17 protein-coding genes and 1 pseudogene are annotated in these 15,672 nt (G+C 34.3%); 13 read left to right on the top strand and 5 right to left on the bottom strand.

Going from position 1 to position 15,672, the window contains the following annotated elements; translation table 11 throughout:
* Positions 1 to 9 precede the first annotated feature (9 nt).
* From V1L65_RS24055 to V1L65_RS24045, 3 genes are all read left to right on the top strand, one after another.
* A complete protein-coding gene (locus V1L65_RS24055) occupies positions 10 to 774 on the top strand; it encodes an HD-GYP domain-containing protein (protein WP_331701814.1) in 765 nt (254 codons plus the stop codon).
* Positions 775 to 1,015: 241 nt separating this feature from the next.
* A complete protein-coding gene (locus V1L65_RS24050; protein ID WP_331701813.1) occupies positions 1,016 to 1,927 on the top strand; it encodes a hypothetical protein in 912 nt (303 codons plus the stop codon).
* Between the two features lie 57 nt (positions 1,928 to 1,984).
* Positions 1,985 to 2,128, top strand: coding sequence for a hypothetical protein (locus V1L65_RS24045; RefSeq protein ID WP_331701812.1), 144 nt, complete (start codon positions 1,985 to 1,987; stop codon positions 2,126 to 2,128).
* Here the strand turns inward: V1L65_RS24045 and V1L65_RS24040 are convergent.
* The 4 genes from V1L65_RS24040 to V1L65_RS24025 are packed head-to-tail and all read right to left on the bottom strand — an operon-like array spanning position 2,125 to position 4,254.
* Entirely contained in the window at positions 2,125 to 2,796 is a 672-nt protein-coding gene (locus V1L65_RS24040; RefSeq protein WP_331701810.1) for a Rad52/Rad22 family DNA repair protein, read from the bottom strand. The two genes, V1L65_RS24045 and V1L65_RS24040, sit on opposite strands and share 4 nt — an antisense overlap.
* A gap of 39 nt (positions 2,797 to 2,835) precedes the next feature.
* On the bottom strand, positions 2,836 to 3,234 hold the full coding sequence (locus tag V1L65_RS24035) for a PadR family transcriptional regulator (RefSeq protein WP_331701809.1): 399 nt from the start codon (positions 3,232 to 3,234) through the stop codon (positions 2,836 to 2,838).
* Between the two features lie 16 nt (positions 3,235 to 3,250).
* On the bottom strand, positions 3,251 to 3,598 hold the full coding sequence (locus V1L65_RS24030; protein WP_331701808.1) for a hypothetical protein: 348 nt from the start codon (positions 3,596 to 3,598) through the stop codon (positions 3,251 to 3,253).
* A 47-nt stretch (positions 3,599 to 3,645) separates the two neighbouring features.
* Complete coding sequence (locus V1L65_RS24025) at positions 3,646 to 4,254, bottom strand: hypothetical protein (protein ID WP_331701807.1); 609 nt, start codon at positions 4,252 to 4,254, stop codon at positions 3,646 to 3,648.
* Between the two features lie 288 nt (positions 4,255 to 4,542).
* On the opposite strand from V1L65_RS24025, the gene V1L65_RS24020 reads away from it, so the two are divergent.
* From V1L65_RS24020 to V1L65_RS23980, 9 genes and pseudogenes are all read left to right on the top strand, one after another.
* The gene (locus tag V1L65_RS24020; RefSeq protein WP_331701806.1) at positions 4,543 to 4,905 is read left to right on the top strand and encodes a hypothetical protein; all 363 of its coding nucleotides are present in this window, start codon (positions 4,543 to 4,545) and stop codon (positions 4,903 to 4,905) included.
* An 87-nt stretch (positions 4,906 to 4,992) separates the two neighbouring features.
* Positions 4,993 to 5,715, top strand: coding sequence for a hypothetical protein (locus V1L65_RS24015; protein ID WP_331701805.1), 723 nt, complete (start codon positions 4,993 to 4,995; stop codon positions 5,713 to 5,715).
* A 681-nt stretch (positions 5,716 to 6,396) separates the two neighbouring features.
* Entirely contained in the window at positions 6,397 to 6,747 is a 351-nt protein-coding gene (locus V1L65_RS24010) for a helix-turn-helix transcriptional regulator (protein WP_331701804.1), read from the top strand.
* Between the two features lie 181 nt (positions 6,748 to 6,928).
* Positions 6,929 to 7,924: a DnaA N-terminal domain-containing protein gene (locus tag V1L65_RS24005; RefSeq protein ID WP_331701803.1), complete on the top strand. Its 996-nt coding sequence runs from the start codon at positions 6,929 to 6,931 to the stop codon at positions 7,922 to 7,924.
* An 896-nt stretch (positions 7,925 to 8,820) separates the two neighbouring features.
* A pseudogene (locus V1L65_RS24000) lies at positions 8,821 to 8,859 on the top strand (hypothetical protein).
* 1,019 nt (positions 8,860 to 9,878) lie between these two features.
* Positions 9,879 to 10,853, top strand: coding sequence for a Rad52/Rad22 family DNA repair protein (locus tag V1L65_RS23995; protein WP_331701802.1), 975 nt, complete (start codon positions 9,879 to 9,881; stop codon positions 10,851 to 10,853).
* 14 nt (positions 10,854 to 10,867) lie between these two features.
* Positions 10,868 to 11,371, top strand: a complete 504-nt coding sequence (gene ssb / locus V1L65_RS23990; RefSeq protein WP_331701801.1) for a single-stranded DNA-binding protein — start codon at positions 10,868 to 10,870, stop codon at positions 11,369 to 11,371.
* A gap of 193 nt (positions 11,372 to 11,564) precedes the next feature.
* Positions 11,565 to 12,293, top strand: coding sequence for an NPCBM/NEW2 domain-containing protein (locus V1L65_RS23985; protein ID WP_331701800.1), 729 nt, complete (start codon positions 11,565 to 11,567; stop codon positions 12,291 to 12,293).
* A 487-nt stretch (positions 12,294 to 12,780) separates the two neighbouring features.
* Positions 12,781 to 13,038, top strand: coding sequence for a hypothetical protein (locus V1L65_RS23980; RefSeq protein WP_331701799.1), 258 nt, complete (start codon positions 12,781 to 12,783; stop codon positions 13,036 to 13,038).
* A 32-nt stretch (positions 13,039 to 13,070) separates the two neighbouring features.
* On the opposite strand, the gene V1L65_RS23975 is transcribed toward V1L65_RS23980, so the two are convergent.
* Positions 13,071 to 13,892, bottom strand: coding sequence for a hypothetical protein (locus V1L65_RS23975; protein ID WP_331701797.1), 822 nt, complete (start codon positions 13,890 to 13,892; stop codon positions 13,071 to 13,073).
* A gap of 266 nt (positions 13,893 to 14,158) precedes the next feature.
* Here V1L65_RS23975 and V1L65_RS23970 point away from each other — a divergent pair, with 266 nt between their 5' ends.
* Complete coding sequence (locus V1L65_RS23970; protein WP_331701796.1) at positions 14,159 to 15,403, top strand: hypothetical protein; 1,245 nt, start codon at positions 14,159 to 14,161, stop codon at positions 15,401 to 15,403.
* Positions 15,404 to 15,672: the final 269 nt, after the last annotated feature.

Raw genomic sequence — 15,672 nt, 5'->3', positions numbered from 1 at the left:
TGTGGATGAATGACAAGTAGCAAAACTGAAAGTATTATACAAGCAAATATAAATATCTATAGCGGAAGACGCATGGTAACTCCCAATAATATTGGGAGATTATTATGTGTCTTTTTCATTATAAGGGGGGGAATGATGAGTATGTTATCTGATGCGAAACAATTATTTAATAAACTAAATGTACAATATCACTCTGATAAAGAATGGATTCAAGCAAATGTGATAATAGAATGTATGAAATTACGGGATATTGAAACCGTTAATCATTCTCTTGTAGTCGCGTATGCAGCTCATTTAATTTCTAAAGAGCTAACAAAAAATTTAAAGATTGCCGATAGATACTTTTTAGGTGGTTTATTACATGATGTCGGTAAGATTAATATGCAGGATTCTGTATTAAAGTCCAATGAAACACTATCAAAAGAAGAAATACGTTCAGTTTTAGAGTTGCATGTAAATGAAGGGGTAAAATTTCTCAAAGCGCTAAAATTTGGAGATGACGTTATTCAATTTTGTATGTTTCATCATGAGAGATTGAATGGTTCTGGTTATCCGTCTAATGTTCAAGACTCAGAAATACCGCTAATTGGTAGGATAGCAGCTGTATCAGATGTATTTGGAGCTATGAGTTTGCCTAGATTGTATCGCCCCTATACTATAGAGAAAAGTAGTATTGTTAAATCATTAATGCAAGAAACAGGAAGTTATGATCAAGAAATTGTACAACTATTAAATAAAGTATTTATATTAGAGAATATAAAAGTAACTTCATAGAATATAGAACATAAAATGTCTATCTGCAGGACAGAATGGAAGCTACATAAACATTAACATTCTGATCGATTGAAAGCGCGTAGAGCTTCTCCTAGAACGTTAGAGGTATCGTTACTGAAACTGCAAAAAAGCGCTTCGATGTCGCATAACAGATGCCCTAACGTGTCATGAATCGTTTATGATCGTTGTATGTAGCCATGGAAAAAGATGGGCAAATTCATAGCAAAGGGGTTTAATATAATTGACATCTATATGGGGAAAAATATTCAAGAGAAAAAATCAAGAAAACTCAATAGTGACTAATGATGTTATTGCTGCTGTTAAAGAAGAACCATTATTAAGTAGCGAAAATAAAAGACTTCAGTTTGCCGATATCGTTGTATATCAAACAGCACATCCTGAAAACGAACTATTTACCAGGGCAGCGGAGGACTTATACCAAACAGTTGATGAAGATGTACGAAAACATATTAAGAGAATAACTGTTGGAGTATTTGGTGAAGATGGTCGTTGTGCTCCAAGTATAGTTAATAATAAACTGGAAATAAATATTTCAATCAGTCAATCTATGAAGGGGAGCCGAATAATAGGGAATTATAATGATTTTACTAGAAATTATTTTATAGAGACACTTGCCCATGAACTGGTGCACGCACAAAGTATGTCGAATATCGTAACAAGTTATGGCATCCAAGAATTTGAATTAATTAAAACAGACATAATCGCCAAGATTGGTTTTTTCGGTTTCGAAGAGTATTTGGCTTGTAAAGTCGTAGCTCAAAAATATGACTCTTTTGAATTAATAGGACGACAACGAAGTATTGATTCCATTATTAAATCACCAGTTGGAAATTTAGGACTCGATAAAAATTGGAGCTTTGACCTAATAAACGAAATGTTTTACGAAATAGCAACCAGGGCTGCTTTTGTAAATGTATCAACCGAACAAGCAAAATTAATCGAAACAGATAATCAAAAATACATAGATTTTATTACAAAAATCCGGGATTTACTTAGACAATTCGAGTCAAAAACACCTTTAAACAAAGATCAGTATTTTTTTCTTGGGAATACTCTTATAACGGAACATTATTTAGCTACTACTAATTTTGATAGCTCAGTTATCGAGAATAAAATTAACAATTTATTCTAGGAGATACCTTCAGTACTAAGAGCATTATGAAATGCGGATCAGGGAGGCTTATGAGGAATGATTGGACGGATAGGTGGAGGTCAAGTAAATACGTCACCGGCATTGAGTGCTCTAAGGGAAACGGAGAGGGGAGCACGAACACAGAACGGCAGCCATGGCCTTTATTTTCTTGTCCATGGCTGCAGCTTTGAATTCGCTTAAACTTTTCTCTTTTTATCTAGTGCTTCAAGAAGTCGTTTTTTATAATTTTCAGGTAGAGCGTTTGCGACTGGTTCCAATTTTCGAACAAATGCATCTGGAAGATCGTCTGCACAGTACTTCATTTTTTGGATGTTGAAGTTCGGAATTTGTTTTAATATGTTTATATCATCCTCAGTTAAAAACCTCTGGCAAAATATGCAACGATGATCTGTTGTTGTACTCATAGAAGAAAAAGAAGGTACTTCAACATTAGGTTCATAATCTAACAGGTAGGCAAGAGCTGGATTCTTGCCCCAATCTTCATTATATGGTGCTAGATCAGTCCATCCTAATTCCCATGTGTCGAGTGCATCTACAAAAGCGGCGCTTTTAGCGCGTGCCTCAGCGTTTTCAATACCTTGTTTAGTAATACTTGCTACAGCTGACCCATCACGGTAGTAAGGACCAATATAGACCCTCACAATCGCTTTTACATATTGATTAGGTACATTTATTTCGAGCTCTTTAATCTCTTTACTCCATTCCCCTTGCAATACTCGCTCCAGTCTATCTGTATAGACTTGATTGGGAATGTATGCACGAGATTGATCGTCTCTTTTTCTAACGGTTCCTGGCGGGAATTTTTCTTTTAAACGGTTAGTAACTTCATGATAACGATCGATATCCATTTTGTAGACCTCCGATCCGCCTAAATCATCAAATGTAGATTATTTTATATTCAACTTATCATACTGACTTATATATTTTTCAAACTGCAAATACACCTTCTGAGCCAGGCGAACCCGCTCCGGTAAATCACGCATCATGTTCTTAAAATAAATGATACCAGTTTCTGATATTTCATAAAACCGGTTATAACGATCATCATCTTCCCACTCACGAATAACAAATCCTTCAGAAGATAGTTTCTGAAGGCGTTTGGTTAAATAGCCCTTGGCCACACCTACATTGCTAAGATTTTTTATTATGGATTCTTCTAGTTGTCCCTGATAACGTCGACCGTATTTTTGCAACTCAGAGAGAACAAAAAAATCTATAACTTGTTGAACCTTTACGATGTTGCCTAAAGAATCTTCCTTTTCGATTGGGGATTGATTTCTGGCCATCTTTTTCACCTCTATATTAAATTAAATAGAATCTAGCATCATTATCACAAACAGAACAATAAGTATTGTAATCGCGCATTTTTGCCGGCAGCTGCATTTGTTTAATCTTAGAAATACATGATCGATGCTGTCCATCAATCATTCCTATATGCCCACACGCTAAATTTAGATGAGCATCTATTGGCGCAGTTCCTTTCTTTAGCATTATTTTAAGTATATTAGGGCAGTAATGTACCGTATTGCGATCGTTGGAGCTGTTATCAATTAGATCATATTCTTTAAATTCCACTTCAGTTAAAAGAAGTGAGCAAGTTCCAGTTCTCTTTTTAAAGCACGTAAATTCATCAAAGTTTATTGAAAACATATATGCTGAAGCATCCAGGTTCTTAAGTTGCTTATCCGGATATTGACTTAATGAAAAAAGATCTGCAGCTGCATTAAGAATTGACGAGCTCGATTCAAAAAACTAGCAACGACAGCATTCGCTTTAATATAGTTTGTCTCAAGAGTATTTGAACAGAGTTCAAGAATCATTTGATTTAATATCACATAAGGTTTTATTTTTGACATTGTGGAATTATCCAAAACAGTTATGAGGCTACTAGCTTGTTTGAGTAGGGAAAGAGCGTCATAAAAGCTATGTTCGTCATTTTTACCTCTTAGCACAACTTCCTGAAGCCCCTTCAGTTTATTTAGTTTAAAAGCGGTTTGAACTTGGTTCAATTCCTCTAGAGTAAAGGATACATATTCTTTGGAGTTAGATATTTTAACTATGTAGATGGGGCGTAGTTGGAGGGTTAGGAGATCATGATCGGATAAAATGAAGTTAACATGATCATATCCTTCGCCGGACTGAGCTAAGAGACTCCAGCCATATTCATTGCGTGTATAATCAGATTTCTTTTTTAAATATCGCTTAGCACTATAATTTGATTGAAAAGATGTAACAGTTAAATGCCCATTAACATACTCGGCAATTTGACTTTCTCTTCGTTTTAAGAATGTAGACCTGTGCATCATAACTCCTCCTAAGAAACTATGAATGTATATATTATACTACCCACTACGTTCGCATACAATATGTTCTTTTTTCAACAAAGCATTACTTTTCTATACTGTCTTACCGATATATAACAGATTAAATAAAAATTATGTTGTACAATGAATTGCTTGATAAGCTTGAATGAGTGGCCTCAGTATAATCTCCTAGCGCTAAGCATTGAAATTCGCTCAGCAGCAGTCGGTGATGGCTGTAATTTTGTTTAATCAAATACTATTCTGTGGAAAATTATCTAAGGGGGGGAACGCGTGTACTACAGTATTAAAGACAGTTCGTATATGTATGTAATCGTGCATGAAGATGAGAATGAGGTACGTGTTAGACAGGTCATGGGACATTATATACCAGGCCTAGATCTTGATTTACCTAATGAATTCAAAAGAGAAGAGTTTGATCAGCTTGTTGAAAACGGCGAAATTAGTCAAATAGATCCACCAACTTTTTTTATAGTTACAACTAGAGACACTTACAAGATTAAAGCAGAACTAAAATCTGCCGGAGCTAAATGGGATTCAGAAAACAAATTTTGGTTTTTCAAAGAGGAACCAAGCAAAAAGCTTTGCAGATATAAAGAAGTGCTAGTATATCCGTTTACCGGAAAACGCATATAACATAAAAATCAGTAGTCCTATCCTGTATTATGAACTAATAGAGGTAAGAATACATTGAAAAAGATAACTCAGAGGAGCTGGAATGTTTTGAATAAGAAAGTTTTATTATTAATTTGTATGACGTTTCTGTTATTTGGTTGTAGCAATAGCGGTAGTAAAGGAGAGACAGCTGATTTTGAACCTGGAGCAATAGATATTTTTGGAACACCATTATCAAAATCGATTTGGAATACCAATCATATTGGTAAATATGTAGCAAGAGTTTCAACAGATATTGATAGACCTGCTGGTGGGCAAATGGTGGATTTTAGCGCTAGATATGCTCCAATTAATTTGGTACCTAATAATGATGATTTGAAAAATATTATGGTGAACTTTTTCACAACACTTGAAGCGAAAGATTACAAAAACAGTTCTTTTAAATATTTATTACCAAGAAACTCAAATAATGATATTGAATTAAGTGAACAAAAGCTAGAAGAACTTCGTTCCATTTTTCCACTATACTACAAGAACATTAGCGAAAATATTGATATAAAAAACATAAGATTCACTAAAAAAGAACCAATATTTATAGGTATGGAATCAGATTCGAAAGATGCGAGAAAGGTATACATAAATGATATTGTAACTATATATATTAGTGACTCAAATAATAAAAAACACTTATTTGAATTCCAAGTCTCTTTAGTAAATCCGGAAAATAATGCTGATATATATCAGAGAGCTAGAGTATACTATCCCGAGGAGCCAGAAACAAATAAACTCCCATACTTAGTAAACCTAACTCTTATATCACATAGAAATTAAAAAATATGACAATCTGATCGGTACCAATAGCTACACTGGTACCGTTTATTTACCCCTATAAGTTGAAATGAGATATGTTCGCTTTTCAACCGCCTGAACCTATATTCTGCTACTCCTATATCTATCTCTATATCAGTTATCCGTTCCTGCCATTTTTCTCGCACCTAGATTCCAGTTTTGTTACTCTTTACAATTCTTCAACTTGATACGTACTTATCCTATGTTTTCTACGTACTCAGAACCTTAACATATTATCTTCAACTCTATCCATATCAAGTAACTAAATATGGATGGGAGGGGGGCTGCGCGCGCGTTGCGCGAAAACATGGCGGAAACGGGATTTCTATAAGGAAGTGTAGAAGAAAAAACAATCATTATAATTGATACTAGAAATGTTAAGCAGCTGCAGCATTGCAGCCTGGAATTAAGTACCGTAATCGAACTACCGAGTAAAAGTAACATTGAATATGCGAAGTTGCAGAATTAGATTGCGCCGGAGCGGGACGGATAGCTGATAGCATGTTGAAAAGCGAACATATCTCTATTCAGATTGTTTCTGGAATTTCGTCGAATTTTTGTCCATGTTATGGAAGGAAAACAAGATTTCATGTCGAATACAGTAAACGTTGGACTTTTTGTACATAGTTCATTTTTATATTAACTAAAGGAGGTGCTTGAGTAATGATTAGAAATTACCTTCCACCGCAAACTGCATTCCTAAAGCTTAATCTTCTAACTATTATCGAAAAAGACCGTCTTTATGGTTTGCAGATCCTTAAAGAGCTCCAGGGATTATATGAGAAACATCATTATCGTATTAAACATGAACATGTGTATCGAACGCTACATGAATTAGTACACGATGGCTATTTGATACAGGAGAAAGAAAAGGTTACTGAGTTTCAAGAAGTCATTTATTATCGATTTTCCACTGCTGGTCGCGAAATGGCCCGTATATATAGAGAAAATATGAAAGAAGAATTAAACAGATCTATTGGGCTGCTGCAGGAAGCTGTAAAAGTAAATTATTGATTCTTTTACAAAGCTATAAAAAAGTGGTCTGCAAAATAAAAGAACCTTTCTTCATTTGTCTTGGCGGACTTAAGAAAGGTTCCCGAGGAAGAGAATTCGCATTAAGGAATCCTCATATACTTATTTTTATTATAACGAATTCTCTTCCTGGATGCAATTACAACATCAGGGAGGGTAACCATTGGAAGAAAATAATAAGCCTTTATACTATAGGTATGTACGTACAGGTAATTCGATTCCACGTACTCGTATGCGTGGTGGAAAAGAGCAAAAGTACCTGGAAGCCGAAGTTCAAAAAGTATTTTACGATGAGGAATACGTAAAATCATTTTCATTAGATCGATACGGCCTACCGCTTCATAATAAAATCCAAAATTATACTGTCGTAGAGAATTATCTTTTAGATTTTTGGTCTCCTATTATGGGAGGAGACGCTGTTTATACATTTATACTGTTAATGAGGCACTGTTATGGTTTTGATGCAGATGGCAATAAAAAGGATTACTCTTTCCCACAGTTAGAAACAATTGCAGAAAAATCCGGGAAAACAGTACCCACTATTAAAAAGTATTTAGATGTGTTAGAAGAACATTATTTTATATATCGCTTTTGGCGCTCTAATCCGGAGAATCATCATACTGATGACTCTATACTTTATAAGCTAAGAACATCTATACCTTATTTAAGCGAAGAGCATCTTGTTAAATTATCGCCAAAGCTTCAAAAGCAACATGAGCGATTCCTAAATCAAATAATGGGCAAATATAATGCAAGTGTAGAGATTGCATCTAGTTATGACTATAGTGAAGAGTTTAAACAAATTCTTGAAGATGGTAAAGCTCAAGCAACTAGAAAAATGACTTTAGAAGAAATTGAGGAATACCATAAAATTCGAGAGGAACAATTGAGGAATAAGGTAACGGCAGCTGATAAAGAGACTTGGGAATTGATGCTCGGTTCCTTGAAAGATAAAATATCTTCACCATCACTACAAACTTGGTTTAAAAACAACTTTTGTATTGTTGAAGCTGATACACTTCTAATCTATACGCCAACAAAATTTGTAGCAGAATGGATTGAGAATCGATACATAGAATTAATTGAAAAAGCTTATGAAGAGCTACAAGGAAACAAACCTACAGAAATTAAGATCTTAGTTGTGCAAGATCGTTTATAATTCAAGAAGCTGCGTTTATAATATTCGCAGCTTCTTTTTTGCAGAAAATTAATGCTGACAAAGCGCGTCATGATATAGCAAAACTCACTAAACGAGAAATATGGGACTGTCCCGGGAGGGCGGTTGTTTATTATCATAACATGGTCTAGGGAGGATCGAAGGCTGCAGCAACATTGTACAGAAAATAGTGATAGCTATTAAATTATTAGTGGAAACTGAGGCGATTGTGTGTGGCAAAAAAAATTATAAAAGTTATCGTTGATATTATTACGATATGTACAATTGTGTTTGTTTTATATGTGAGTTACTTTATATTTTTCGATAAACCTACGACTCCTGACGAAATTACTTCACTGTACATAAAGTGGGCGTATGCTTTTAGCGCGGTTTTCATTGTATCGATTATAAGAATTTTAACAAAAAGAATGAGAAGAAGTTAGACTAAACAGCAGGGTCCACCAATCAGAAAAGAAGGGGTTGTCGGTACGCTATCCCATTCTGCTAAATGATTTTGAACTATAATGCACAAAATATGAATTTAAATTGAAAGGTGATATGAATGATTTCCTTTAGATCTGTTTTTTTAATTATCATCCTATCCGGATTAGTCAGCGCCTGCTCTTCTGGAACCAAAGGAGCGGGAAGTCCTGATCCTATAACCACTACTGCATCTCAGCCGGCACAAGAGAGCAGTACGCCATCTCCTAAACCCTCTGTATCTCCTACGCTTGCAGTAAGAGATGTGGACTATGCATTAATTCGTAAGAACCCTTCTGAATCCCTTGTCCATCTTGAATGGAAACCGTATGGGCCTGATGTCACACTGCCACTAGAATTCGGTAAAGACAAAGCAGAATTGATATTTGGGCTAGATCATCCAAATGGTACTAAAATCCATGTCTATTTTCCGGAGGATTCATTTGCCTGGCAACTAGATATGTCCATTTATGACGGATCATCTGTATTTGAAAATTCCGGAGAATTAGAAGAAAATTACGTTCTTCAGGGTGCCCAATATGATTTTGATAATGATGGGATAGCAGAGCTTATTATCGCAGCAGGGGATGGTTTAATTAATTTAAATGTATGGGTGTTCTCTTATACTCATGTAGAAAACGTGAAAAAGATTAACCCTTTTCGAATGGAGCTCGCTACCTATGGCCAGTCAAATATTTATCTAGATAAGAACGAAATAATATTTCCATACGGATCGCAAGGTCTTTACGATTCTTATAAATACGTAGACAAAGAATTTTTGAAGCCAATAAATTGAAATAATATATTATCATAGACTTTACCTTAATTGAATTGAGCAGCGGCAGATACGGATGTTTCGGCGTCCTGTGACTGCCGCTTTCTTTTTTACAAATTCATCAAATTTAACATATCAATTCGAATATTATTAACAGAGCATCTATACCCATAAAATATTTATGGGTGAGGCATAAATTTTCTATGACTCGGTAGCCATAAAATTTTTATGGGTATTTTATCAACAATAATATGTACCCATAAAATTTTTACGGGTACTTACTCACAAATCTGCCTACCCATATTTTTTTTATGGGTAGGCCATATATTTTTTATGGTTAACCTTTAACCGTAAGAAATATATGCCCCCCTCCATAAAAAACTTATGCCGAATAAATACAATCTTTAATACTACAATTAAATTATTAAAGAATATCATCATCACAAAATAATTCAAACCATACAGTTCCTTTCAAAACTTACTTATGATATAGTAAAGCTACTAAGAAATTATTTTTGCCAATGGCCTTTTTACGAGTTTTAAGCCCTATGGGTAGCATCTTCATTTTGAAGATATGCGTCCATAGGGCTTTTTATGTTTCTCTTACAACAAGCCGTAAATTGTAACATTCTCTATGAGGATTACAATAGCCGGCTTTTTTATATATCAAGATGATTACTAATTAAAAAGGAGGAAACTAAGATGCCCATGCAAGAATTAAATGCACCTTTTAAGTATGATGAATACAAAGTTAATTATGAAGGTTATGTTGCAGTAGGACCACAAAGTGTTGCAGACCGCTTAAATGAAGTTTTTACGATCTTTAATTGGTCTCATGATATTTTAGAGTTCCAGGAGGATTATAACGAATTTACTGTTTCAGTAAGGGGACTTTTAAAAATTCGAGATCCTCATTCAGGCGAATGGGTTACTCGAACGCAATTTGGTGATAAAAAAATTGTTATGGCCAGTACTGCAGAACGTCCAAAAGCACAAGCATTTCTTGATGCTAAAAAAGCTGCCGTTTCCGATTCACTGAAAAAATGTGCAGCACTATTTGGTGTAGCAAGTGATGTTTATAAAGGACGAATAAAATCTGTAAAATCAGGTCGAACCAAAGGTATTGGAGAATATAGTGAATTATATTTAGCGCTTGCTCATTTTTTTCAACTTAATTATCAATATGACAGTCGTTTTGAACATGGAATAACCATCCTACCCGAAGATTATAGGGGCTATTACGAAAAACATAATATGACTGGAATTTTTGAAAATGATAAGAAAATTGCTCTAGAATGGTGGAGGCAAAAAAAATCATCATCTCCAGTAGGTAAATCGACACAAATACAAAATGCTATACGTACGGAAAATTCAAATCAACAAAGTACAAGTACCTCTTCAAAAGAAAAAAACAATCGGAATACAGATCCTTTAGCCCAACAATTATATGAATATGTTGATATGATCGCGGGCGCCCATCCTGAAACTCAACAACCTTATTTTAAATTAACATTTTTAAATAGGGGAGAAGAAATTGATTTGTTTGCGATTGATCAAAACGTTATGGATTTTATTGATAAGATAAATCCACGTGTAGGGAACAAGTTTAAAATAAAAACCATTGAAGGAAACAATGGAAAACTAATACTTAAGCATTTGCTTAAAACTGTATCATAATCGGAGGCGTAAATATGTTGAATAGGGTTATATTAATTGGAAGATTAACTAGAGATCCGGATCTTCAATACACACCTGCAGGTATAGCGGTAACAAATTTTGTTTTAGCTGTAGATCGTCCCTTTACTACAGGACAAGAAGGAAAAAAAGAAGCAGATTTTATTCCTATAATTACTTGGCGGCAGCTGGCTGAAACTTGTGCGAATTATTTGCGAAAGGGCCGATTAACTGCTATTGAAGGCCGTATACAAGTACGAAATTACGAAAATAACGAAGGTAAGCGTGTTTATGTAACAGAAGTTATTGCTGATAACGTAAGATTTCTAGAATCTAATCGTGAGAATGGAGCTACAAAAGAAAATAATAATTACAATAGCTCTTCCAATAGTTACAACAAAGGTAATGAAAACAGTGGCAGAAATTATTCAGATCATAATTCAAGAAATAATTATGATAGTGATCCATTTAAAGACTATGGTCGCCCAATCGATATATCTGAAGATGATTTACCATTTTGAAGAGTGACTCAGTTTAATAAGTGCTAAAGTCCCTAAACCCTTACTCTGTAAGGGTTCTTTTTATTTTCTGATTATGCCAAATGTGTGCCATTAGTCTAATGTGGTCAAGTAGTCTCTTTTGCAGGAAAAATGAACCAAATGTCGAATTATCTGACTAAGTGCTATCTATTTATTATTGCAGGAGGAACATAAGATGAAACGTTTTAACTTGAAGTCAGCAACTATCGGTTTTATTGCAGGAGCAGTATTTTTCTCTGGGGTTTCATTCGCTGCCACATCCTCTACAATCCAAGTTTCGTTTGATAAAGTAAACTTCTGGATTAATGGAGTTAATAAGACTGTGCCAAGTGGAAAGTACAATAATAACGGAACAGAGGTTCCAGCTTCTTTTATGTATAAAGGAACGAATTACCTCCCGATGCGAATGGTCGCGGAAATGCTAGGCAAAGAAGTTAATTGGGACGGTAAGACGAGTTCCGTATACGTTGGTAGTACCAAGGGCGATGGCGTATACCTATCTGATCTTAATCCAACGGGGATCAGCTATCCTTATCCTGGTGACAAAATCGTAGTAAATCCTACAATGAAGTTAGGTGGACAGCTCTATACAAATGGCATCTTTTTTAATCGGGTAACAACTGATATAGAATATGCACTGGACTCTAAGTATAAAAAATTTAGTGGGATTGTAGGTCTGGACGATTCTGGCAATAAAAATACAACAGTTGTTACTTTTTTGGGTGACGGAAATGAACTTGCAACTTACACTTTATTGGCAGGTTCGAAACCATCTGAATTCAACGTTGATGTAACTGGGGTATTGAGCTTAAAAATAAGTATCAGTGTCCCTGGAGATAGAAAAAATAATGCAAACGTAGGTTACAGTGTAGTCGATATCGTCAACCCGTTTTTATTAAAGTAATGTTTGAGCCGGGGGTAAAATATTGAAGTAGCTATCGCACATTTGGACTAAACATTTAATAAAGTGTTTTTTATAATATAGGTAATCCCTAGACCGCCTTGAAAGGGTGGTAATATGGTTGTAGACTACTTTGCTAAGTCATCTCATCAATTGGTTTTACGAAAATTTTCAGATGATGGTCCATTTTTCCTCATTCGTATTTGTAAATTAACCAGGAAGATTGTTTCGGTTGAGCGAAAAAATAGTCTTCCAAAGAATTGGACAAATGATTATATTCGTAATCTGAAAAGAACGGGTGATGAGATATTTAACAAGAATGTAGCATACGCCTAACATATTAACCCTTTGCTAAATAGCAAGGGGTTTTTTAATACAGTTGCAGTATTTCCATTCTACTGATATAATGTTTAATACAATAACGAGGAAGCACCTCTAAGAAGCGCATATGCGCCTACTTAGAGGTGCTTTTTTTTGGAGGGGAAGTATATTGAAGTGCGATATTTATTTAGTGGAGAGCGAAGACAAAACTTTAATTGAATGGATGCAGTTAGATTGCATTTATATTGATTGGGATGTAAAAGTAGGAGATTTTCTACTTTTAGATGAGGACACTTTGAATAACATTAATAAACAATATCCACGTTTAAGAAATCAACTATTTTTCCGTGTAGATAAAGTTGATCCTATTCTTGATGATGAATGTCCTTCAAATAACTTTACCATGATTATAGTAAAGTCTATGTAAACGAGTATTCTATGCATAATTAATTCGACATGCTATCGATTCATCTTTTGAACTTTGTTAGCTAGGTATACCATATAACCAATTATCATTGTAATTACTATAAACTCGACATACCAAACAGGAAATAAAACAGTTAGAAATGGTGGTATTATCAAAAATAAGGTAAACCCTGCACGATCATATGCATTTGAAGGCAACTTTTTCTTTTTGATAATATCTACAATCACCAAATATACACTCACTACGTAAATTATAAACGTAGTAATGAGTGAGATCATGAATAATTGTTTATCGATCGAATCCAATGAAAAAAATAATCTCAATCCCAAATATAAAATCAAGAGTATTACAAAGATCAAGTAAAGATCAATAATTGGAACTATAAATGGTTTGAGAGTACTGTGTGTAAACCGTGCAGTTTTATCTTTTAAAGATTCGTTTCGCTTTGAAAAAGTGTTCATTTGGGTATTTTTAAGTGAGTCTATTTCATCAACCAGATCTTTTCTCAATTGGTTTAAAAGTTCATAACGTTTTTTTTCATTCGTTTCACTTTTACAATTCTTAGCCAGTAAATACATCTTGTTAGGTAAATGAGAATTGACTTTACTTACTTTTTCCCAAAAATAAAAAAAGTCCTCAGTTTTCTTCTCAAGATATTTATGAATTTCAAGCTCAAGCTCGGAAAATAAAGAAATGGCTTCGTCAGTTCTTTTTTCATCCTGTTTTTGATTTTCTAAGTACTTATTACGCAACTCTTTATATATCCATATAAGAATAAACAGTAAGATTGAAAACAAAAATGCAAGCGGTTTTTCTAGAATCAGATTAAGAGCATCAATTATTATTGATGGCATAATAACCCCCCTTTATTTTACATACGAACAATCCTAATACAAGTTTCAAGGAAAGAAATATCTTAAAACTACTACACTTATAATATCTTTCAATCCATGGGAGAGAATGACTAAATGGCTCATAACAAAATCATGATTCCATATAGCATTATAGAATCACAGTCAGGCCATGTCTTAGCTGTTTTTTAGTTTCTTTTTCAGTTGTTTTGTTGTTATCAAACATATAGAATGAAAGGAGGAACCCCTAATGGAGGGAGGAAAGATTTATGAGCAAGAAGCTTCTTAATCTATTAGAAGAAATCGCCAACGAAATATATAAAGTAATTAATTTGAATAAATCTTTGTCAAACTCTGTATATGACATGATTAAACGTATGCTTAACAATAGGTATAGTAAAATCGTTAATTTTACTTCTGGTGATTTAGACAAAGCTTATATTGCCATTGGTCGAAATATCAACACTCTCAAAGAAAAAAGATTAAAGGCAATGGAATCCGGATCAGATCTAGATGAAGATGAAATTTATGATTTAACAATACTCGAGCTAAAAATGCAGATTATAGATGCCGCTATTTTATCTAGAAAAGAAGCACGAGCTAAAAAAGGCGAACATCCTGTCTTACATAAACATATTGATTACCCTGTATTTAGCGTTGATAACCCTAGAAGGGCAACACTCCAAAAATTACAAAGCAATGGAATTATTATTGAAAAGCGAGAGGGTGGATACCGTCAGCTTTATTTCAAAAATGAGAATGGTATGTTACTTACAGACTATGACCATAAGGTATTCTCGTCTCTTTGTAAACTATGCCTTGATCAGGGTTTTCCTAAGGAAATGCACGTTGAGATCCGTGAGCTCATAGAGGAAATGAAGATACCTTCACCTGGCGGAGGAGACTATCAAAGTGTTCGTGACAGCTTGATGGATATTTATAATACTTCCATCGTATTTGAAGATTCAAATACAAAGGAATTTGATGAAAATACTTCTTTTGAATATCACCGTATATTTCAAGCCTTTTCTGCCAAAGGAAAAAAGTTCTCTAGTTTCAAGGTGTTATTTCAAGATTACATACATACTGCATTAATTAACGGTGATTTTCTAAGCATAAATATGTATCTTATGAACGACCTTACGATGGATACTGCTCGAAGTCTTTATAAGTTTATTCTTAATGAATACAGTAAAGAGGAGAAAGAAGTTTATGATTTCGAATTTAAAATCCTAAGATCTCATATTGATGTGGATCGCAGCAATGACCATCGTGCTAACCAGTCCATAAAAAAAGCATTCCAAGAATTGCATTCGTCTGGAATTATCAGTGAATTCGAAGATGTTAAAATAGGAACAGGAAACTGGATGTACTATGTAAAACCTAATGTTATCCAGCTACAATACGCAGCAAAAAGCCGTGGCGTTGATCCATTGACTGAACTAAGTAGTAAGAAAGAAGATATTAAACAAACACTGTTGTTCTTCGACGAGGTTGCAGCAGGCAAAGAATAATTGAGTACGAAAATAGCAACCCCCAATTCTTTTGAACTGGGGGTTGTTTATTTTTGCATTTTAAAAGTGAATTTATACTTACGATAATGGTTAGATTTCCTTAATGTCGCAAAATTTTTTTTAAGAATTTTCACATTCCCTACATCAAACTACGAGATTTTCTACATTAGACTACGAACTTTTATACATTAAACTACGAGATTTTCTACATTAGACTACGATCTCTACATTAGACTACGATTTCCACATTAAACTACGAACTTTTATAC

The organism is Paenibacillus sp. IITD108, assembly GCF_036541265.1.
Taxonomy (GTDB): domain Bacteria; phylum Bacillota; class Bacilli; order Paenibacillales; family Paenibacillaceae; genus Pristimantibacillus.
Note: the sequence above shows the minus strand (reverse complement) of the source record. Positions and strands in the feature narration are given on the sequence as shown.